This window comes from Halomonas sp. DP1Y21-3 (assembly GCF_019801245.1).
Taxonomy (GTDB): Bacteria; Pseudomonadota; Gammaproteobacteria; order Pseudomonadales; family Halomonadaceae; genus Halomonas; species Halomonas litopenaei.
Genome location: NZ_JAHVJM010000004.1, coordinates 306,527 through 325,715, shown reverse-complemented (window position 1 = coordinate 325,715; position 19,189 = coordinate 306,527). Strand labels below are relative to the sequence as shown.

At 64.3% G+C, this 19,189-nt stretch carries 17 protein-coding genes; 16 read left to right on the top strand and 1 reads right to left on the bottom strand.

Translation table 11 applies throughout. The features are described 5' to 3' along the window. Nucleotides 1-39 precede the first annotated feature (39 nt). From KUV74_RS13630 to KUV74_RS13555, 16 genes are all read left to right on the top strand, one after another. Complete coding sequence (locus KUV74_RS13630; protein WP_222516590.1) at nt 40-864, top strand: SDR family NAD(P)-dependent oxidoreductase; 825 nt, start codon at nt 40-42, stop codon at nt 862-864. 11 nt (nt 865-875) lie between these two features. Next, entirely contained in the window at nt 876-1,775 is a 900-nt protein-coding gene (locus KUV74_RS13625; RefSeq protein ID WP_222516589.1) for a Gfo/Idh/MocA family oxidoreductase, read from the top strand. Continuing rightward, on the top strand, nt 1,765-2,628 hold the full coding sequence (locus tag KUV74_RS13620) for an SDR family oxidoreductase (protein WP_222516588.1): 864 nt from the start codon (nt 1,765-1,767) through the stop codon (nt 2,626-2,628). Before KUV74_RS13625 ends, KUV74_RS13620 begins: the two co-directional genes overlap by 11 nt. A 94-nt stretch (nt 2,629-2,722) precedes the next feature. After that, complete coding sequence (locus tag KUV74_RS13615) at nt 2,723-3,706, top strand: polysaccharide deacetylase family protein (RefSeq protein ID WP_222516587.1); 984 nt, start codon at nt 2,723-2,725, stop codon at nt 3,704-3,706. Between the two features lie 105 nt (nt 3,707-3,811). Then, a complete protein-coding gene (locus tag KUV74_RS13610) occupies nt 3,812-5,143 on the top strand; it encodes a DUF4910 domain-containing protein (protein ID WP_222516586.1) in 1,332 nt (443 codons plus the stop codon). A 92-nt stretch (nt 5,144-5,235) separates the two neighbouring features. Continuing rightward, nucleotides 5,236-6,234 (top strand): hypothetical protein, encoded by a 999-nt coding sequence (locus KUV74_RS13605; protein WP_045993990.1) that lies wholly within the window; start codon nt 5,236-5,238, stop codon nt 6,232-6,234. 82 nt (nt 6,235-6,316) lie between these two features. After that, nucleotides 6,317-7,525 (top strand): hypothetical protein, encoded by a 1,209-nt coding sequence (locus tag KUV74_RS13600; protein WP_222516585.1) that lies wholly within the window; start codon nt 6,317-6,319, stop codon nt 7,523-7,525. Beyond that, on the top strand, nt 7,522-8,763 hold the full coding sequence (locus KUV74_RS13595; RefSeq protein WP_222516584.1) for a glycosyltransferase family 4 protein: 1,242 nt from the start codon (nt 7,522-7,524) through the stop codon (nt 8,761-8,763). Before KUV74_RS13600 ends, KUV74_RS13595 begins: the two co-directional genes overlap by 4 nt. Before the next feature lie 2 nt (nt 8,764-8,765). Next, on the top strand, nt 8,766-9,359 hold the full coding sequence (locus KUV74_RS13590) for a sugar transferase (RefSeq protein WP_045994001.1): 594 nt from the start codon (nt 8,766-8,768) through the stop codon (nt 9,357-9,359). Further along, on the top strand, nt 9,356-10,690 hold the full coding sequence (locus KUV74_RS13585; RefSeq protein WP_222516583.1) for a lipopolysaccharide biosynthesis protein: 1,335 nt from the start codon (nt 9,356-9,358) through the stop codon (nt 10,688-10,690). Before KUV74_RS13590 ends, KUV74_RS13585 begins: the two co-directional genes overlap by 4 nt. Nucleotides 10,691-10,717: 27 nt before the next feature. Further along, the gene (locus tag KUV74_RS13580) at nt 10,718-11,704 is read left to right on the top strand and encodes an ATP-grasp fold amidoligase family protein (protein WP_222516582.1); all 987 of its coding nucleotides are present in this window, start codon (nt 10,718-10,720) and stop codon (nt 11,702-11,704) included. Continuing rightward, nucleotides 11,688-12,635: an ATP-grasp fold amidoligase family protein gene (locus tag KUV74_RS13575; protein ID WP_222516581.1), complete on the top strand. Its 948-nt coding sequence runs from the start codon at nt 11,688-11,690 to the stop codon at nt 12,633-12,635. The genes KUV74_RS13580 and KUV74_RS13575 overlap by 17 nt, the downstream gene beginning before the upstream one ends. A 30-nt stretch (nt 12,636-12,665) precedes the next feature. Beyond that, a complete protein-coding gene (locus KUV74_RS13570; RefSeq protein WP_222516580.1) occupies nt 12,666-13,589 on the top strand; it encodes a glycosyltransferase family 2 protein in 924 nt (307 codons plus the stop codon). Nucleotides 13,590-13,673: 84 nt separating this feature from the next. Further along, entirely contained in the window at nt 13,674-14,810 is a 1,137-nt protein-coding gene (locus tag KUV74_RS13565; protein ID WP_222516579.1) for a glycosyltransferase, read from the top strand. A 142-nt stretch (nt 14,811-14,952) separates the two neighbouring features. Next, on the top strand, nt 14,953-16,200 hold the full coding sequence (locus KUV74_RS13560) for a glycosyltransferase (protein ID WP_222516578.1): 1,248 nt from the start codon (nt 14,953-14,955) through the stop codon (nt 16,198-16,200). Between the two features lie 240 nt (nt 16,201-16,440). After that, nucleotides 16,441-17,634: a DegT/DnrJ/EryC1/StrS family aminotransferase gene (locus tag KUV74_RS13555; protein ID WP_124803714.1), complete on the top strand. Its 1,194-nt coding sequence runs from the start codon at nt 16,441-16,443 to the stop codon at nt 17,632-17,634. A gap of 261 nt (nt 17,635-17,895) precedes the next feature. On the opposite strand, the gene tviB is transcribed toward KUV74_RS13555, so the two are convergent. Further along, complete coding sequence (gene tviB, locus KUV74_RS13550) at nt 17,896-19,182, bottom strand: Vi polysaccharide biosynthesis UDP-N-acetylglucosamine C-6 dehydrogenase TviB (RefSeq protein WP_108132849.1); 1,287 nt, start codon at nt 19,180-19,182, stop codon at nt 17,896-17,898. Between the last annotated feature and the right edge of the window lie 7 nt (nt 19,183-19,189).

Below are 19,189 nucleotides of genomic sequence, written 5' to 3'. Positions count from 1 at the left end.
CCGTTGGAGAGCCCGTTGAGCCACCCTGTCGAAGCCTTAGTGACTCCCGCATCTGCCGATGTGCGCCCGGCGATCTTGATCACCGGGGCTACCGGTGGGGTCGGCATGGCCCTGTGCCGCCACCTGAACCGCCGCTTTCGGGTGATCGCGCTGGGGCGTGACGCCAACGCCCTGGCAGAACTGGCCGCAAGCCTTCCCGGTGTCGAGGTCCACTGCCTGGATCTCGCCGGCGGTGAGATCGCAAGTGATATCGCGTCACTGATGGAGCAATGCGGCGACGTCGGCTATCTGATCAACAATGCCGGCTTCAATCGGCCTGCGCCAGTGGACGCCGACATCGAAGCCGTGCTTCGGCGCTCGCTCGAGGTCAACGCCATCGCGCCGGCCATGCTCATGGCGGCGGTGCTGCCCGGCATGCGCCGTCGTGGCTTTGGCCGCATCGTCAATATCACCTCCGGCGCACCGCTCAACTGTTTTGCCGGGCATGCCGCCTACAGCGCCTCCAAGGCGGCGCTGAATGCGCTGACGGTGACCGCCGCCAGAGAGCATCAGGACGTGGATATCAAGATCAACCTGATGAGCCCCGGCCCGGTGCGCAGCAAGATGGCCCCCGAGGCACCGATGGCGCCAGAGGTCTGTCTACCGACCCTGGACCATCTACTGGAACTGCCCGCGGATGGCGCCAGCGGGCGCTTCTTCTGGCTGGGTCACGAGATACCGCTGACGCCGTCCCTCGATGGCATCGACTGGCTGGCGGGGACCGCGCCGGCAGGTTTTGCCCGGCTTTGGCCAGAGGCAGACGAGAGCAGCGGTCTCGACAGCAGTGGCGCGGACGTAAGCAGCAGTGACAGGGCGTGCCGATGAGGCGTATTGGCATGCTGGGCATGAGTCCCGGCAACGGTCACCCGTTTTCGTTTTCCGCCATCCTCAATGGCTACCACGATGCGGCCATGGCCGAGGCGGGCTGGCCGGTGATCCATGACTATCTGGCACGGCGACATCGCTCGGAATTCGGCGTCGGTGATCTGCGTGTCACCCACGCCTGGACCCAGGATCGAGACGTCACCGAGCGGCTATGTCGCGCCTGCCATATCGACGAGGCCGTGGCCGAGCCTGGTGACATGCTGGGGCAGGTGGATGCGGTCATCATCGCCCGTGACGATCCGGCGAGCCACCGCGAACTGGCGGCACCCTTTCTCGAGGCGGGCCTGGCGGTATTCATCGACAAGCCGCTGACCCTGGATCCGCAGGATCTGGCCTATTTTTCCCCCTACCTGGCAGCAGGGCGCCTGATGTCATGTTCCGGCATGCGCTTCGCCAGCGAACTCGACGCCCTGCGTGCGGCGCCGGGGGCGCTGGGCAACTGGCGCCTGGCCAGGGGCGCCATCGTCAAGGACTGGGAGCGCTACGGGGTTCACCTGCTCGACGCCATCCTGCCGTTGACGGCGGCGACGCCGGTGTCCGTCAGAGCGCTTGGGGCAGGCCACCAGTCCTTCGCCATCACCATGAGTGACGGCAGCCTTTTGAGCATCGATGCGCTCGGCGAGGTGCCGCCGGTATTTCGTATCGAGGTGTTTGGTGATGCCGGCCAGACCAGTGCCGACATCCGCGACAACTTCGGCATGTTTCGTCGCACCCTGTGGGAGTTCTGGCGGATGCTCGAGCAGGGGCCGGATCGTCATCAATGCCAGACCACACTCGCGGTGATCAAGACGTTGATCGCCGGGCGCCTCGCGGCCGAACGGGGAGAGGAGGTACGTCTCGATGCGCTCTGACAACGAGGGTGCAGGCCTCGTACCCGCGCAGGCGCGCGCCGTGTCGGCGCTGTTCGATCTGAGCGGTCGGGTAGCACTGGTCACCGGGGCCCTGGGCATCCTGGGGCGGCACTTCTGTCGAGCACTCGCCGAATGCGGCGCCTCGCTGGTGGTCGTGGATCTCGACGCTGCCGAGGCCGAGCGCTTCGCCGCCGAGCTTCAGACCGACCACGGTCAGCCTTGCCTCGGACTTGGCTGTGACGTCAGCGACGAGGCCTCGGTCGAGGCCATGGTGGCGCATGCGGTCAAGACGCTGGGAGGCATCGACATCCTGCACAACAATGCGGCGACCAAGGCGCGAGACCTGGAGGCCTTCTTTGCTCCGGCCGAAGACTACACCCTGGCCCAGTGGCGTGACGTCATGGCGGTCAATCTCGACGGTGTCTTTCTGGTGTCGCGAGCGGTAGGCCGGCAGATGATCGAGCAGGGTCGAGGCGGCAGCATCATCCATACCGGTTCCATCTACGGCGAGATGGGCTGCGATCCGCGTATCTACGAGGGCTCGCAGTACCTGGGGGTGGCCATCAACACGCCTCCGGTCTACGCCGCCTCCAAGGCCGGGGTGTCTGGACTGGCGCGTTATCTCGCCACGCTCTGGGCAGGCCACGGTATCCGCGTCAATACCCTGGTACCGGGCGGCATCGAGAGTGGCCAGAACTCAGCCTTTGTCGAGCGCTATTCGGCCAGGGTGCCGCTGGGGCGCATGGGAACGCCGACCGATCTGGTCGGCGCGCTGATCTTTCTGGCCTCGGATGCCTCCGGCTACGTGACGGGGCAGACGCTTCACGTGGATGGTGGCTTGAGCGCCTGGTAGCACGGCGTCGATGCACGCTGCCCGATAAACGGCATCCGATGAACGGCACCCGATCAACGGCACCAGTTGAACGGCAGGGAAGGAGTTTCGCTCGATGTTGACCATCGTGATGTACCACTATGTCCGACCGCTGGCCGGGTCGCGCTATCCTCGCCTCAAGGCGCTGGAGCTTGCTGCCTTTCGCGCTCAGCTCGACCATCTCGAGCGGCACTATCGGCCGGTGACGATGGAACAGGTGATCGCCGCCTGGCGCGGCCAGCAGACATTGCCCGAGCAGGCGGTGCTGTTGAGCTTCGACGACGGCTATCGTGATCACCTCGAACATGTGCTGCCGGAGCTCGAGCGACGCGGCCTTCAGGGTAGCTTCTTTCCCTGCACCGGTACCCTGCGCGACGGCCTGATCCTCGACGTCAACAAGATCCAGTTCGTGCTGGCCAGCGTCGCTTCCACCGCAGAGTTGCTGCCGGCTCTGGGAAGGGCACTGGACAAGCGTCGCGAGCGTCATGGCCTGGGGACCTACGAGGATATCCATCGCAGGGTCTATCATCGGCTGTCGCGCCAGGGACGCTTCGATGACCCCGATACCCTGTTCTTCAAGCGCCTGCTGCAGCGGGAGCTGCCCTTCGCGGTTCGCCATGACGTCATCGATGAGCTGTTTGCGCGCTTCGTCAGCACGGACCAGCGAGCCTTCGCCGAAATGCTCTATCTGAGCGATGCCGAGGTCCGCCTGCTGCACGACGCCGGCATGCATATCGGCTGCCACGGAGATCAGCACTTCTGGTTCGACAGCCTGACGCCCGAACAACAGGGCAGGGACCTCGAGGTCAGTCTCGCTCATCTTCGAAACCTGGGGGTGCTCGGCGACGACTGGGTGATGTGCTATCCCTACGGTGGCGTCGACGAAGCGCTGCTGGGTCGTCTACGCCAGCTTGGCTGCGCCGCCGGGCTGACCGTGGCGTCGCGACAGGCCGACCCGGCCCGGGACGACCCCTTGCTATTGCCGCGCCTGGACACCAATGATCTGCCCAGCCAGGCCGCTGCCTGCCCTGGCGACCCGGCGACCGTCCAGGTTGGATAGCTGACCACATCCTCGTCCACCTCCACGTCTTCCCCATTTGCGCCGAGCCTGGCGCGGCCCCGGCGGTTTGCCGCCAGCCTACCCACCATGCACAGGGATCTTGTCATGACAGCGTGCACGCAGAGCGCGACGACAGCGTCTGTCGCCGCCGGCGACGCCATGATGGCCATGTTGGCCGACCTCACTCCGCTGAATCGGGTGATCTGTTCGAGCGACTACGACGCCACGGTGGCCTACCTGGCCGAGCGCTGGCCGCTCAGGGAGCATCGTTTCGAGGCCTCTGACGTCCACAATGGCTGGGTGATTCCGCCCAGGTGGGACGTACTGGAGGCGGCCATCTACAAGGATGGCGAGTGTATCTATGATGGTCGCTGGCATCCCATGGCGGTGATGGCGCTGTCACTGCCGTTCCGAGGCACGGTCTCGCGAGAAGAACTCAAGTCCCACCTGCATTTTGATCACCGCTACGACGAGCGCATCCCGTTCCATTTTCGCCAGCTATTTACCAGCTGGCAGCGTGACTGGGGGTTCTGCGTGCCACGTCGTCTTGTCGAGAGTCTTGCGCCTGGTGACTACGAGGTGGTGATCGAGACCCGTGAGGCGCCGGGGTATCTGCGCTGCCTGGACTATCACCTGCCGGGTCAGCTCGAGCAGACCATCGTGCTGGGGGCCAACCTGGATCATCCTGGTGTCGCCAACGATGGTCTGTCCGGTGTGGCGGTGGGGCTCGCCGTGTTCGAGGCGCTTGCCGCGCGACCCAGGCGCTTCAGCTATCGACTGGTGCTGGCCCCCGGCATCATGGGCACCGAGTATTATCTTGGGCGGCTTCCCGCCGCCGAGCGCGCTCGACTGTTCGAAGGTGTGATGCTCGAGATGCTGGGCTCGCCCACCATACTCAATCTGCAGCGCTCACGAGGTGCCGGATCGAACATCGAGCAGGCGTTGTCGCGCGTGCTCAGCGAGGGTGGGCACGACTACCGCGAGGGCGCCTTCGAGAGCCTGCTGCTCAATGACGAGTACCTGTGGGAAGCCTACGGCATCCCCATGGCCTCGCTATCGCGCTATCCCTATCCCGAGTATCACACCGACGCCGATAACCTTGGCTTGATGTCGCCGCAGCGCCTGCTCGAGGCGCGTGACGTGGTGCTCGCCGCCATCGACGATATCGAGTCCTCGCCGCTGATCAAGAAGCGCTTCGAGGGCAACGTCTGCCTGTCGCATCCCCGCCATGACCTCTATGTGGATCCTGGCCAGGTCGCCTTCGGTGACGTGCCGGACGAGTCACGCCGGCGGATGCGCCTGTTGATGGACTCCATCCCGACCTTGACGCGTCCGACCACCGTGCGCCAGCTGGCCAGGGAGGTCGGCCTCGAGGAGAGCGTGGTCCACGACTATCTCAAGCGCTGGCGCGACTGTGGCCTGGTGGAGCTGGTATGAACCGGGCGAGGGAGGAGGTGAGTGGCGAGCGCGCGCATCCGTCGGGTGGGGCAGGAATACCGCTTCAGGAAGGGATCGACACAGGGGGGGCAGTGCCGGCGACGAGCACGCAGGCGTCGTTTGGCCGAAGCGTCTTTATCTGCTGCAAGCCGCTGCAGTTTCTGACCTGTGCCTCGATCGTTCGTCACTATCGAATCGAGCAGGCGCTGGTGCTGCTGGTGGCCGAAAGCATCGCCGAGTATGACGCCTTCTACGCCTTTGTCGAAGCAAGCCACCATCGATCTCTCTTTGACGAGATACGCCGCGTGCCGACCCAGGCCGCGGCACGCGAGGCGCTGGGCGCCTTGCACTACGACAGTCTGTTCATCGACAACGATCGCACCAGCAAGTACCTGCTGCTGGCGCCGCTGAAGACAGGCTGTCTGTGCCTTTACGAGGAGGGGGTCAGCACCTACTTCAGCTCCTATCTCTACGAGATGCCTCTGTCCAGGCGGTTGAAGTGGAGCCTGGTGGCCCTGGTGCGCGGTTGCGGACTGCGTTTCGGAGGCGGCCGCAGGACCGACCTGGTGTTCGTTTCGCGGCCGCGGACCTACGCCCGATTGAATCCACGCCTGGCGCACAAGGCGCGCTATTGCCCGGGGCTCGTCGGCGAGCTGGAGCAAGGCTGGGAGGACTGGCAGGCACTGCTGTCGCCCTGGCTCGACCGGCTGACGTCGGCAACGCCGGCGCTGGTACTGGGTACCTGGGGGGGCGGCGATATCTCCGCCGAGAGGCTTGCCGAGCTCAAGCGACGTCATCCTCTGTTGCTGTTCAAGCCCCATCCCCACGACGGCTGCGCCTGGCTCGATGCTGATATCCAGGTGCTGGAGCAGCCGTGGATTCCCGCCGAGGTGTGGATTCGTCTACTGGCTAGCCGGGTCGACGAACTGGTGGTGTATCACTATTCCTCGTCTTCTGAGCTCTACTGCCTGGATCTGCTCGACAGGGTGACCTTCGTCGACCTCAAGGGCGACGTTCATATCCGACGAGTCTGCGATCTGGCCGTGGGCGATCCCGGTCACGACGACATCGACCATGTGGCGATTGCCTGAGAAGGACGCTGTCCGTCCAGCGCCTGGCCCCCGTGGTATTCGAACGGCATGCCTGCACGTCAAATGAGTGAGCTTACCGCCGATGGTTCCCATCCCTTATGTCACCTCCGCCTGGGACGTGTACTCCGCCCTGGCGGTGTTCGTGCTCGGTCTGTGGCTTGCCAGAGCGGTGGGGCGAGCCTTCGGGCTGTCTTACATGCTGTGTCTGCCGCTCTATCTCTGGCACACGGCCTTCTGCGTGCTCTACGCCTGGTTCGTCAACGGCGACGGCGGAGATTCCTTGATGTACTACCGGGCGTCGTTGAACGACGGCGTCGAGTTCTCCTTTGGCACCGCCGGGGTGATCGTGTTCACCTCGCTGTTCACCCAGGGGCTGGGGCTGTCGTTTCTGGGGACCTTTCTGGTGTTCAATCTGGCCGGCTATGTCGGGCTGCTGGCCTTCGCCGGCAGTCTCCATCAGGCCATTGCCGAGCGTGCCCTGGGTATTCGTCTGCTGGCGCTGGCCGTACTCTTTCTGCCCTCGATGCACTACTGGGGCTCCGCCATCGGCAAGGATGCGCTGTCGTTTCTGTCCATGGGGCTTTCGCTGTGGGCGGCGCTTGATCTCAGACGCCGTCACCTGCTGATGGTGGTGGCGGTCATGATCATGCTGGTGGTGCGACCGCACATGGCCGGTATACAGCTGATCGCCTTGGCGGCTGCCTTCTGTCTGCAGCCCGGCGTCGTGCTGTGGCAGCGGCTTTTGCTGGGGACTGCGGCGCTTGCCGGGGCGGCGATCATCGTACCCCTGGCGCTGGATTACGCCGGGGTCGGCAGCGGCTCCGATGCCGATCAGGTGATGAGTTACATCGAATTGCGGCAGAGCTACAACCAGACCGGCGGCGGTGCGGTGGACATCGCCTCCATGAGTCTGCCGATGCAGCTTTTCACCTATATGTTCAGGCCGCTGCCCATGGAAGCCAGCAGTGTGTTCCAGCTGGCTTCCTCGGTGGATAACGTCATCTTGCTGTATCTGATGGTGGTCGGTGGCATCGCCGCCATCACCGGGCGCAATGCGCCTCCCGCCAATCGACTGTTTCTGTGGTTTTACCTGCTGCTGGCCTGGACCATCCTGGCGATGACCACTGCCAATCTGGGCATCGCTGCGCGTCAGAAGTGGATGTTCACCCCGGTGCTTATCTATCTGTTGATGTCCGTCATGGGGCGCCCGCGCCAGACAACCACCGACGCCGAATCGACCGGGGGCGCTTCGCCGTCTGTCGGAAGCACGCCAAATGGAGTGGCGAGATGATCAAGCGACTATTGATGGTAGCGAGCTACCCCGAGTCCATCGTCGGGTTTCGCGGTGAGCTGATCAGGGAGATGGTCGCTCGCGGAATCGAGGTCCATGTCGCCGCGCCCGTGGGGGGGAGGGGCGCTACCGGTGACGCTGGCGGTGAGGGTGACGCCGAGCGTTCGGCTGCTTCGTCGCGTCTTAAAGCCAGTCTCGAGGCCCTCGGCGCGACGCTGCACGATATCCCGCTTTCGCGCACCGGCATGAATCCGCTGGCCGATCTGAAGACCCTGGCGGCTCTGATGAGATTGATGCTGCGGGTACGCCCCGATGGGCTTTTTGCCTACACGATCAAGCCGGTGGTCTACGGGGCACTGGCCGCCTGGGTGTTGGGGGTGCGCCAGCGCACCCTGCTGGTCACCGGGCTGGGGTACGCCTTTACCGGCACCCAGGATGGCGCCCAGGGTGGCAACAAGCGCCGCTTGATCAAGGCGCTGGTGCGGCGGTTGTGTCGCGTCGCTCTGGGGCGGGCTCATATGGTGCTGTTCCAGAACCCGGATGATCGTCGCCTGTTCATCGAGGAGGGGATTCTCCTTGATACCACGGCGTCCCGGGTGATCAACGGTTCCGGAGTGGATCTGGCGCATTTTTCGCCGGTAGCTCCATCGACAGAGCCGGTCAGCTTCCTGCTGATCGCTCGCTTGCTGGGTGACAAGGGGGTGCGCGAGTACGCCGAGGCAGCGACGCGTATCCGCCAGCGCCATCCCCAGGTGCGCTTTCGCCTGGCGGGTTGGCTGGACGACAACCCCGACAGCATCGCGGCGCACGAGCTTCAGACGTGGATCGATGACGGCGCCATCGAGTACCTCGGTCGACTCGATGATGTCCGTCCGGCCATCGCCGAATGCAGCGTCTATGTGCTGCCGTCCTATCGCGAGGGGACCCCGAGAACGGTGCTCGAGGCCATGGCCCTGGGGCGTGCGGTGGTGACCACCGACGCGCCGGGATGCCGCGAGACCGTCGCGCCGGGGGTCAACGGTTATCTGGTGGAGGTGAAAGACGTCGACGCCCTGTGCCTGGCGTTGCAACGCTATCTGGAAACGCCGGCGCTGATCGTCCAGCACGGCCAGGCCTCCCGCGCTCGCGCCGAGGAGCGCTACGACGTGCACCGCGTCAATCACAGCATCCTCGAGGCCATGGGGGTCGATACGGCGTCGTCCTGCCCGGCAGGGCTCGACCCCAGCGTGGTGAGATGATGATGGCCAAGCGTTGTCTGGATGTGCTGGTGGCCGCCTCGTTGCTGGTCCTGCTATTCCCCTTGATGCTCGGCATCTGGGGACTCGTCCGGCTGAGGCTTGGCAAGCCGGCCTTCTTCTTTCAGTGGCGCCCTGGGCTGCATGGCCGTCCCTACCGCTTGATCAAGTTCAGGACCCTCGCCCAGCGCTGTGACGAGCAGGGACGCACGCTGCCCGACGAGCAGCGCATGACGACGCTCGGGGGTTGGCTGCGGGCGTCCAGCCTGGACGAGCTGCCCGAGCTCTGGAACGTGCTGAAAGGCGAGATGAGTCTGGTCGGGCCACGCCCGCTGCTGATGGAGTACCTGCCGCTGTATGACCGGGACCAGGCCCGTCGCCACGAGGTGCGACCGGGGATTACGGGATGGGCTCAGGTCAACGGCAGGAATGCGCTTTCCTGGCGCGAGCGCTTCCAGCTTGACGTCTGGTACGTGGACCACCACAGCCTGGCGCTCGATATCCGGATACTGGCCATGACGGTCGTCAAGGTGCTGCGCCGCGAGGGTATCAGTGGCCAAGGAAGCGTCACCATGAAGCCCTTTCGAGGCAATGAATGACGCCCCGGGATACCGACTCGGTGGCCGCGGTCTTGCCGCAACGGGGCTGGCTGACAGCGCTCAGACGTCATCGCTTGCTGTCCCAGGTGTTGCTGGTAGCCGGTGGCACGGCGGGGGCACAGGCGCTGAGTCTGGCCTTTGCGCCACTCATCACCCGTCTGTTCAGCCCTGACGCCTTCGGCCTGGCCGGTTCCTTCAGCGCCCTGGTCAGTGTCGTCGCGCCGCTGGCGGCCCTGACCTACCCGGTCGCCATGGTGTTGCCGCCGCGCGACGAAGACGCCCGGGGGCTGGCCCGACTCAGCATGGGGTTGGCGGTGCTGCTGGCGCTGGCCGCCGTGGCGGCGCTCACTGTGCTGCAACCACTACTGGATCGGCATCTCGATCCGAGGCTTGCCGCCATGCTGATCTGGCTGCTGCCTGTGGCCATGCTGCTGGCGGCCATGCAACAGGTCATGCAGCAGTGGCTGATTCGGCGTCAGCGATTCGGGGTGACGGCCAAGGTGGCGTTGATCCATGCCCTGGTCCTCAACCTGGCCAAGGCGACCGGTGGAGTGCTGCATCCGGTCGGGGTGACGCTGGTGCTTGTCACCGCCGCCGCCAGTGGGCTTAACGCCTTGCTGCTGTGGTGGGCAGACCGGCGACTCGGTGATGGTCTGGTCGGCGGGGGCCGGGGCGCCCCATGGCGGGAACTGGCGCGTCGCCACCGTGACTTTCCCTTGTATCGCGCACCCCAGGTGACGCTCAACGCCTTGTCGCAGTCGTTGCCGGTGTTGTTGCTGGCGGCATTCTTCGGTACCGCAGCCGCCGGGCACTACAGCCTGGCGGCCTCGGTACTGGCCGCGCCCATGGTGCTGCTGGCGAAGTCGGTCAACGACGTCTTCTATCCCCATGTAGCCTCGGCAGTCAACCGCGGCGAGCCGATTACCGCGTCACTGGGGAAGACCACCCTGGTGATGGCGGCGGTTGGACTCGCCCCCTTTGGCGTCATGGTGGTGCTGGGGCCCTGGCTGTTTGCTCTGCTGTTCGGTGACCCCTGGTGGCAGGCGGGCGAGTACGCACGTTGGATGGCGGTCTGGCTGTACTTTGCCTTTCTCAACAAGCCCAGTGTGGCCTCCATCGCCAGTCTGGGCCTGCAGCGTGGTTTTCTGATTTACGAGGTACTCAGCGTGCTCGGCCGTGTGGCCGCGCTGTATGTGGGGTTTCGTGTGTATCACAGCGATCTCGTTGCGGTGGTGGCCTTCTCTCTGGTCGGCGCCATGCTCAATCTGGCGCTGGTCGGTGTGACCCTGTTTCGGGCAAGACGGCGTGACCAGGGGTTGATCAAGACGTGAGAGCGCTTCTGTACAAGGGATTATCGTATGACAGGATTTCAGCGAGCCTTCGACAGGACGGAGAAGCTGGGGTGGCGATGCGCTCTGGGGGTGGTCGACCGCCTGTCGCCGCGTCTGGCGACAAGGCTGGTGCACCGGCGAGAGTACGGGCAGCGGCTCGAACTCGACGATCCCAGGGATTTCAATGACAAGCTGCAGTGGCTCAAGCTGTACGGTGATCGTCGAGGGCTTTCGCGCTGCGCCGACAAGTACGCCGTCCGAGAGTTCGCCGCCGAGCGAGGCTGCGCCGTTGCCCTCAGTCGACTGATCGGCCTCTACGAGAGCGTCGATGCGATCGTCTGGGACGAACTGCCGGCGCGCTTCGCGCTGAAGTGCACCCACGGTTGCGGCTACAACGTGATCATCGACGACAAGCGCAAGGCGGACGAGCGAGCGGTCAAGCGACGGCTGCAGCGTTGGCTGAAGGAGCGCTACGCCCGACGCTATCTGGAGTATCACTACGACGCCATTCCCCCGAGAGTGCTGGCCGAGGAGTACATCGAGACCGCTACCGGGGGAGTGCCCGTGGACTACAAGGTCTACTGCTTTCATGGCCGCCCTCGCGTGGTGCTGGTATGCACCGACAGGGGAGGCGACATGCGTTTCGACTTCCATGATCCGGCTTGGCAACGGCTCGAGCTGAATGACCGGCAGCATCAGAGCCCCGCTGGCGTGGCCCGTCCTCGAGCGCTCGACGAGATGCTCGAATTGGCCGAGCGGCTGTCGCGGGGTTTTGTCTTCGTCCGGGTCGACTTCTATGAGCGGCAAGGGCGGGCGGTGCTCGGTGAGATGACGTTTACACCCGGGGCGAACGTATCACGGCGCTACAACGCCTACGGACAACGCTACCTGGGCGACCTGATCGATCTAACGCAGGTAGGCCGGCGTTGCCGACACGACCGCGAAGTAACGGCAGGGCGGTCATTGAGCTTCAATGGAACCGTGCAAGGAGCGGACAATGGCGGTCATGAATGAGTGGATGGGCGCGGCCAAGTCCCGGCTGTGGACGTTGGGGATGTTGGGGCTGGACGCCTTCTCCAACGAGCAGGCGACGCGACTGATGCACCAACGCAAGACCCGGCGCCGCCTTGACCTTCGAACCCCCAGGCGCTTCGACGAGAAGCTTCAGTGGCTCAAGCTGTTTCATCGTGACCCGCTGATGGCCAGGTGCGCCGACAAGCTCGGGCTGCACGATTACGCGAGCTCAAGAGGCCAGGGTGCGATTCTCAATGATCTGCTGGGCGTCTATCGCAGTGTCGACGAGATCGACTGGGAAGCCCTGCCAGACGCCTTCGTGCTGAAGTGCAATCACGGCTGCGGCTACAACATCCTGGTGCACGACAAGTCGACCCTGGAAAGGCGCAAGGCCAGCCAGGATCTGTCGCGCTGGATGACGGAACGCTATGGGCGTCGCAAGCTCGAGTATCACTACGATCAGATCGTGCCGCGGATCTTTGCCGAGCGCATGCTGGACAGCGGGGGGAGGGACGCGCCCCTGGACTACAAGGTCTACTGCTTCAACGGCGAGCCGTTGGTGGTGCTGCTGTGCGCCTCGGACAAGAAGCAGACTCGCTACGCCTATTTCGATCGAGACTGGGGGCCGCTTGAGCTGATGGCTGCCAAGGTGCCGATCATCACCGACACCGCCGATCTGGCCCGTCCAGCTTGTCTTGAACCACTGCTCGAGTCCGCCCGCGCCTTGGCCGAGCCTTTTGCGTTCGTGCGTGTGGACTTCTACATCGAGCACGGCCGTCCCGTTCTCGGTGAGATGACCTTTACGCCCTCGGCCAACATGGACAATGGCTACAGCGATGAAGGGCTCGATTATCTTGGCTCGCTGCTTCGGCTTCCGCAGGAGCGCTCATCAAGGCGATCCGACGGTGGCAAGGTCGCGGCTCCCAGGTAAGTCAGGGCCGAACCGTCAGGAGGGAAACCTATGCAGGTCTCGGTGGTGATACCGACCTACAATAGCGCCGCTTTCGTCGAGCGAGCCCTGCTGTCCGTGGTAAGCCAGACCGAAGGGTTGAGCCACGAGATCCTGCTGGTGGACGACTGTTCGGATGACCGTGAGGCGCTCTCGCGGCTGGTACAGCGATACGAAGCCGTCAGGCTGATCGAGAAGCCTGCCAGGTCCAACGCCGCCGTGTCCCGCAACCGGGGACTCGAGGAGAGCCGTGGGGCTTTCGTCTTCTTTCTGGACTCCGATGATGCCCTGGCGCCAGGGGCACTCAAGCGCCGCATGGACATGCACCGCGATAGCGGCGCCGGCGTCATCTTTGGTAACTATCTCGCGCGCCTCGCCGACGCCTCCCGCCTGAGCGCGTCGCGACTTCCGGCCTACCGCGGCGGCGACATGCGTCACTACCTGTTCGTGGAGCGTGGAGACGTGCGTTCCTCCACCCTGTCGCTGTGCAAGGCCTTTTGGCAGGGGACGCGCTTCGATGACGCGACGCGCAAGCACCAGGACTGGGTCTTCGCCATTCGTGCCTTTCACCAGGGCGAGCGTCTACTGTTCGACCCGCAGCCGACCGCAGTCATGGACGTGACGCGCCAGGGCCGCATGAGCTCCAGCGCCAATCTGGATGCCAGTCGTTACGTGGTCAAGCGCTACCTGTGTCAGGACCATCATCGCAACGCCTTTTCCCGACGCCAGTGGTTGTCCAGCCTGAGCAGACGAGACCTTACCGCCTGCCGCTTTCAGGTGGAGATTTTCACCCCTGGAAACTGGCGCGAGCGGCGGGATCTCGCGCTATTTCGATTGGCCAGTCACCCAGTGCTGATCGGAGCTGCCTCCGCGCTGTTGACGTTGGCGCTGAAGTTGAGACGCCTGGGCTCCAGATCGAGCGCGATGCAGCGTTAAGTCTCCCTTGAGACGCCATCCCGCTCGTTCAAGCCCGCCCGACCATTGGTCATGCTCGAACGAAGAGCAAAGGAAAAGGACGCCATGCAAAGCCCTGTTCGAAGCCCTGTGCAAAAGATTGCCTTGTTTCTGCCGTCGCTGCGGGGCGGCGGCGCGGAGCGGGTCATGGTGCTGCTCGCCAATGGCTTCGTCGCGGCCGGTCATGAGGTCGACCTGGTGACCGCCAGCGACGAGAACGTCTACCAGGCGGAAATCGCCCCCGGCATTCGCCATTTCAGCTTGGGCGCCTCCAGGGTCGCCAGCAGTCTGCCTGCGCTGGTGCGCTATCTGAAGCGCGAACGGCCCGCCGCCCTGTTGTCGGCGATGGGCCACGCCAACGTGGTGGCGGTAGCGGCGCGGGTGATGGCCCGCCTCGACTGTCGACTGGTGGTGACCGAGCACACCAACTATTTTGCAGTGACCGCCAGAAACACCGGCTTCAATGCCCGGGTGATGCGGCGGCTGATGCGCCATGCCTATCTGCGAGCCGACGCCGTGGTGGCGGTCTCCCAAGGTGTCGCCGATGACCTGGCCAGAGGCCTGGCGCTGGACCCCTCTCGGATCGAGGTCATCTTCAATCCCATCGTCGACAAGCGGCTGGTGCAGCTCGCCGAGTCGTCGGTGGAGGATATCGGCGAAGTCGGCATCGTCGCGGTGGGACGCTTGATCGAACAGAAGGGTTTCGACGTGCTGCTCGACGCTCTGGCACGCCTGCGTCAGCGCCATGAGCACCGAGAGGTGCGACTGACGATTCTCGGCGAAGGACCGCTGCGAGACACGCTGCTTGACCAGGCGCATCGTCTCGGGGTGGCCGACGCCGTATCGCTGCCCGGGTTCGTCGACAATCCTTTTGTGTATATGCGCAAGGCCCGGGTCTTCGCGTTGTCGTCCTACGCAGAGGGGTTGCCTAGCGTGCTGATCCAGGCGATGGCCTGCGGCACTCCGGTGGTAGCGACTGACTGCCCCTCGGGCCCTCAGGAAATTCTCGAGGGCGGGCGCTGGGGGCGGCTGATTCCCATGGGCGACAGCGAAGCGCTTGCAGACGCGCTCGACGAAGTACTGGCGCGTGACGAGCATCCACCGGTTCACCAGCGCGCCGCCGATTTTGGCGCCGAACTGGCCGTCGAGCGCTACCTTGTTCGCCTGAACAGCGGCGTATCGTCGATGGCGTCGCAGGGCTGAGTTCTGGTGCGCCTGCGCAAGGCTCTGTGCTCGGGCCATCCGCGGCAAATCTCGGCCACCGCCATTTCCGTGGCACCTCTGCGTTTTCCCTGAGCGACTGCGTTGTTGTCGCTTTCTTGCCCATCACAGGATGTGTCTGCCCATGTCTGTGCGCGTACTTCATGTCATCACCGGACTCGGTACCGGTGGCGCGGAGCGAAATCTCTACAATCTGCTGGCCGCAGGCGTCAGTGCCCCGGACGAGGTCGCAGTGATCGCCCTGATGGACGAGGGTAGCTACGGGCCACGTATTCGCGAGCTGGGCATCGAGGTCCATGCCCTTGGCATGCGCCAGGGAATTCCCGCGCCCTGGACCCTGCCTCGTCTGGGTGCTCTGGTGCGACGTTTCGCCCCTGACGTCATTCAGGGCTGGATGTACCACGGCAACCTCATGGCCAGCATGGCGGCTCGCCTGTGCCGCCAGCGGCCGGCGGTGAGCTGGAACGTGCGCCAGTGCCTCTACCAGATCGAGCGCCACAAACCATTGACCCGGTGGGCCATTCGCGCCAACCGACGGCTCTCGGGCGGGCCTGGGGCGATCGTCTTCAACAGTCGCCTGTCTCGGCGGCAACATCGCGACTTCGGCTTCCGCGATGACGCAGCACTGGTCATTCCCAACGGCTTCGATACCGCCGCCGTGGCGCCGGATTCGGCCAGCCGGCAACAGGTGCGGAAGCGTCTGGGGTTCACCGATGAACAACGGGTGGTGGGGCATGTGGCCCGATGCCACCCGATCAAGGATCATCCCAATCTGTTGCGGGCCTGCGTCACCGTCGCCGAACGAATGCCTCTGGCACGCTTTCTGGTGGTCGGTCGTGGCGTCGATTTCGATGCGCCGGAGCTGGCCGGCATCGTGCCGGACGAGTACCGCTCGCGCTTCTTGCTGACGGGTGAGCGAGACGACGTGGGTGAGCTGATGCAGGCGATGGATGTGTTCTGTCAGAGTTCATGGCTCGAGGCCTTCCCCAATGCCCTGGCGGAGGCCATGGCCTGCGAACTGAGCTGTGTGGCGACCGATGTCGGTGACAGCGACTACATCCTCGGTACCAGCGGACGCATCGTGCCACCACGAGATAGCCAGGCCCTCGCCCGGGCCTTGCTGGAAGCCTTGAACGAACCTGCCGACAGGCGCCGGGAACGGGGACGAGAGGCAAGAGAGCGCATCGTGAGCGAGTTCGGACTTGATCAGGTGGTTGAGCAGTATCGGCAGTTGTACCAGCGGATCGGCCTTCCGGCGCAGATCGGTAGCCTGCCGTCTGCACCGTCCTCTGAAGCATCGACCGAACCAGCTTCCGAAACAGCTTCCGAAACAGCTTCCGAACCAGCTTCTGAAGCATCGACTCGACCATGAGTCACGCCACGTGCGCTGAGTGGGAGCGAGTTTACGATAGCGTCCCATCTCCTTAGGCTCTGTCCGAAAAGTCGGCGAGCGAAGGTTAGACAAGGCAAAAATCGGTGAGACAGCGCAGTTTACAGGGTGTAAATGAGCATGTTGATCCGATTTTTAACGCCGTATTACCGAGCGTAGGCACTTTTCAGACAAGCCCTAGCCGGTGGTACCCCGACAAGACCTCCGTAGAGAGAAGCCCCTATGCTCAATGGCCCCTTCGCACCCTGGCCCTGCTTCGATGAAGGCGACGCCGAGGCGGTATCGCGTGTGCTGCTGAGTCAACGCGTCAATTACTGGACCGGCGACGAGGGCCGCGAGTTCGAGCGCGAATTCGCCGCCTGGACAGGCGCCCACCACGCTGTCGCCGTAGCCAACGGCACCCTGGCGCTGGATCTGGCGCTTCATGCCCTGGATATCGGACCAGGGCACGAGGTGATCGTGACCCCCAGGACCTTCCTGGCGTCGGTGTCGGCCATCGTCAATGCGGGCGCTACCCCGGTGTTTGCCGACATCGAGCGTGACTCTCAGAACCTGTCGGTCGCCAGCGTCGAGGAGTGCCTGAGCCCACGCACCCGCGCCATCGTCGCCGTCCATCTGGCGGGCTGGCCCTGTGACATGGATGCCCTCGGTGAACTGGCGCAGACCTTTGGTCTTTCGATCATCGAGGACTGCGCCCAGGCACACGGTGCGCGCTATCGTGGCCGCAGCGTCGGCACCTTCGGTGATGTGGCGGCCTGGTCATTCTGTCAGGACAAGATCATGACCACCGGCGGGGAAGGGGGCATGGTCACCACCGACGACCCTGGGCTGCACCGGCGTATGTGGGCCTACAAGGACCACGGCAAGAGCTGGGAAGCGGTCCATGAGCGGGCCCACCCGCCGGGGTTCCGCTGGCTGCACGACAGTTTCGGTACCAATTGGCGGATGACCGAGATGCAGGCGGTGCTGGGAAGACGCCAGCTCGCGCGCATGGCTCAGTGGAGTCAGCGCCGCCGCGCCAATCTTTACGCCATTCTCGACGCCGCAGATCGCTGTCCGGGACTGCGGGCTCCGCGTCCGCCCGAACACATCGTCCATGCCGGCTACAAGGCCTATGTGTTTGTCCGTCCCGAACGCCTGGCCGAGGGCTGGAGCCGCGACGCCATCATGCAGTGTCTCAATGCCCAGGGGGTGCCCTGTTTCAGTGGCAGCTGCTCCGAGGTCTACCGGGAACGCGCCTTCGACAACACTCCCTGGCGCCCGTCGCGGCCGTTGCCGGTGGCCAGGGAACTGGGAGAGACCAGCCTGATGCTGCTGATCCATCCGACCCTGACCGAGGAACAGATGGACAAGACCTGTCGGGTGCTCGAGGAGGTCATGGCGCGGGCAACGCAGCCTGCACTCTGTCCCGAGTGACGTTGTCGCTGTGGGGCTGTCGACGTCAGTCTGTTGAGCCCGTGGAACCTGTTGAGCGTGGCCGCAGCTACGCCTCTGGAAAAACCGCAATGGGCAGGGCCTTCGGGTCCTGCCCATTGCGTTTCTGGGGCACCAATTTCGCTGTCTGCCGGGCACCTATTGCGCCTGCACCGCCGCAGCGATTGGCCAGGCGGCAGCGGAAGGAAGGAAGGGAGGCAAGGCGATGGCCGCTGTGGATGCCCCTAGGCGTAGTGACAAAGGCTAGAGGCGCAGATCCGCCGCGCCCTTGGGCAGCAGATACTTGAGGTCATACAGCACGTGTTCCGGCTTGCCCCAGCCGCGGATTCGCTCGACCCCGATATCACGGAATTCGTGGTGAGCGACGGCGATGATGACGGCGTCGTAGGCGCCGGGTTCCGGTTCGTCGACAGGGCGAAGGCCAAAGGCGGCCACCGCCTCGTCACGGTCCACGTGGGGGTCGAGCACGTCCACCGCCACGTTGAACTCGCGCAGCTCGTCGATGATATCGATGACACGGGTATTGCGCAGGTCCGGGCAGTTCTCCTTGAACGTCAGGCCCATGATCAGTACCCGGGCATCCTGCACATGGATGCGTCGCTTGGCCAGGCACTTGATCAACTGATTGGCCACGTAGGCGCCCATGCCGTCATTGATACGGCGGCCGGACAGGATGACCTCGGGATGGTAGCCAACCTGCTGCGCCTTGTGGGTCAGATAGTAGGGGTCCACGCCGATGCAGTGCCCGCCCACCAGGCCAGGACGGAAGGGCAAGAAGTTCCATTTGGTGCCGGCGGCTTCCAGCACCTCTTCGGTGTCGATGCCCAGACGCTCGAAGATGATGGACAGCTCGTTGATCAAGGCGATGTTGACGTCGCGTTGGGTGTTCTCGATGACCTTGGCGGCCTCGGCCACGGTAATCGAGCTGGCTCGGAAGGTGCCGGCGGTGATGACCGAGGCGTATAGCTCATCGACGAAGTTGGCGCTGGCCGGCGTCGAGCCGGAGGTCACCTTGCGGATGTTGGTGACCCGATGCTCGCGATCACCGGGGTTGATGCGCTCCGGGCTGTAGCCGGCGAAGAAGTCGCGGTTGTAGCGCAACCCGGACAGCTTCTCGATGACCGGGATGCACTCGTCTTCGGTGGCGCCGGGGTAGACCGTCGACTCGAAGATCACGATATCACCCTTGGCAATCACCCTGCCCACCGTGGCACTGGCCCCCAGCAACGGTGTCAGGTCGGGATTGTGCTGGGCGTCGATCGGGGTGGGGACCGTGACGATGTAGACATTGGCGTCGGCCAGCCTGGCCGGCTGATAGGTGAAACTCAGCAGCGGCGCCAGGTTCAGCTCGCCTGGTGACACTTCTCGCGTGGTATCGATACCGTCGTGCAACTGAGCGATACGCTCGGCACTGATATCGAAGCCCAGAGTGGGGTAGCGCTTGCCGAATTCGACCGCCAGCGGCAGGCCGACATAGCCAAGCCCGATGACCGCGATGCGTGCCTTGTCCAGCGTCAGTGAATGTTCCATGGGGGCC

Coding starts and splice junctions, on each gene's coding strand:
- KUV74_RS13625 (WP_222516589.1), top strand. CDS start 876: ATGCTGGGCATGAGTCCCGGCAACGGTCACCCGTTTTCGTTTTCCGCC.
- KUV74_RS13620 (WP_222516588.1), top strand. CDS start 1,765: ATGCGCTCTGACAACGAGGGTGCAGGCCTCGTACCCGCGCAGGCGCGC.
- KUV74_RS13615 (WP_222516587.1), top strand. CDS start 2,723: ATGTTGACCATCGTGATGTACCACTATGTCCGACCGCTGGCCGGGTCG.
- KUV74_RS13610 (WP_222516586.1), top strand. CDS start 3,812: ATGACAGCGTGCACGCAGAGCGCGACGACAGCGTCTGTCGCCGCCGGC.
- KUV74_RS13600 (WP_222516585.1), top strand. CDS start 6,317: ATGGTTCCCATCCCTTATGTCACCTCCGCCTGGGACGTGTACTCCGCC.
- KUV74_RS13595 (WP_222516584.1), top strand. CDS start 7,522: ATGATCAAGCGACTATTGATGGTAGCGAGCTACCCCGAGTCCATCGTC.
- KUV74_RS13590 (WP_045994001.1), top strand. CDS start 8,766: ATGGCCAAGCGTTGTCTGGATGTGCTGGTGGCCGCCTCGTTGCTGGTC.
- KUV74_RS13585 (WP_222516583.1), top strand. CDS start 9,356: ATGACGCCCCGGGATACCGACTCGGTGGCCGCGGTCTTGCCGCAACGG.
- KUV74_RS13580 (WP_222516582.1), top strand. CDS start 10,718: ATGACAGGATTTCAGCGAGCCTTCGACAGGACGGAGAAGCTGGGGTGG.
- KUV74_RS13575 (WP_222516581.1), top strand. CDS start 11,688: ATGGCGGTCATGAATGAGTGGATGGGCGCGGCCAAGTCCCGGCTGTGG.
- KUV74_RS13570 (WP_222516580.1), top strand. CDS start 12,666: ATGCAGGTCTCGGTGGTGATACCGACCTACAATAGCGCCGCTTTCGTC.
- KUV74_RS13565 (WP_222516579.1), top strand. CDS start 13,674: ATGCAAAGCCCTGTTCGAAGCCCTGTGCAAAAGATTGCCTTGTTTCTG.
- KUV74_RS13560 (WP_222516578.1), top strand. CDS start 14,953: ATGTCTGTGCGCGTACTTCATGTCATCACCGGACTCGGTACCGGTGGC.
- KUV74_RS13555 (WP_124803714.1), top strand. CDS start 16,441: ATGCTCAATGGCCCCTTCGCACCCTGGCCCTGCTTCGATGAAGGCGAC.
- tviB (WP_108132849.1), bottom strand. CDS start 19,182: ATGGAACATTCACTGACGCTGGACAAGGCACGCATCGCGGTCATCGGG.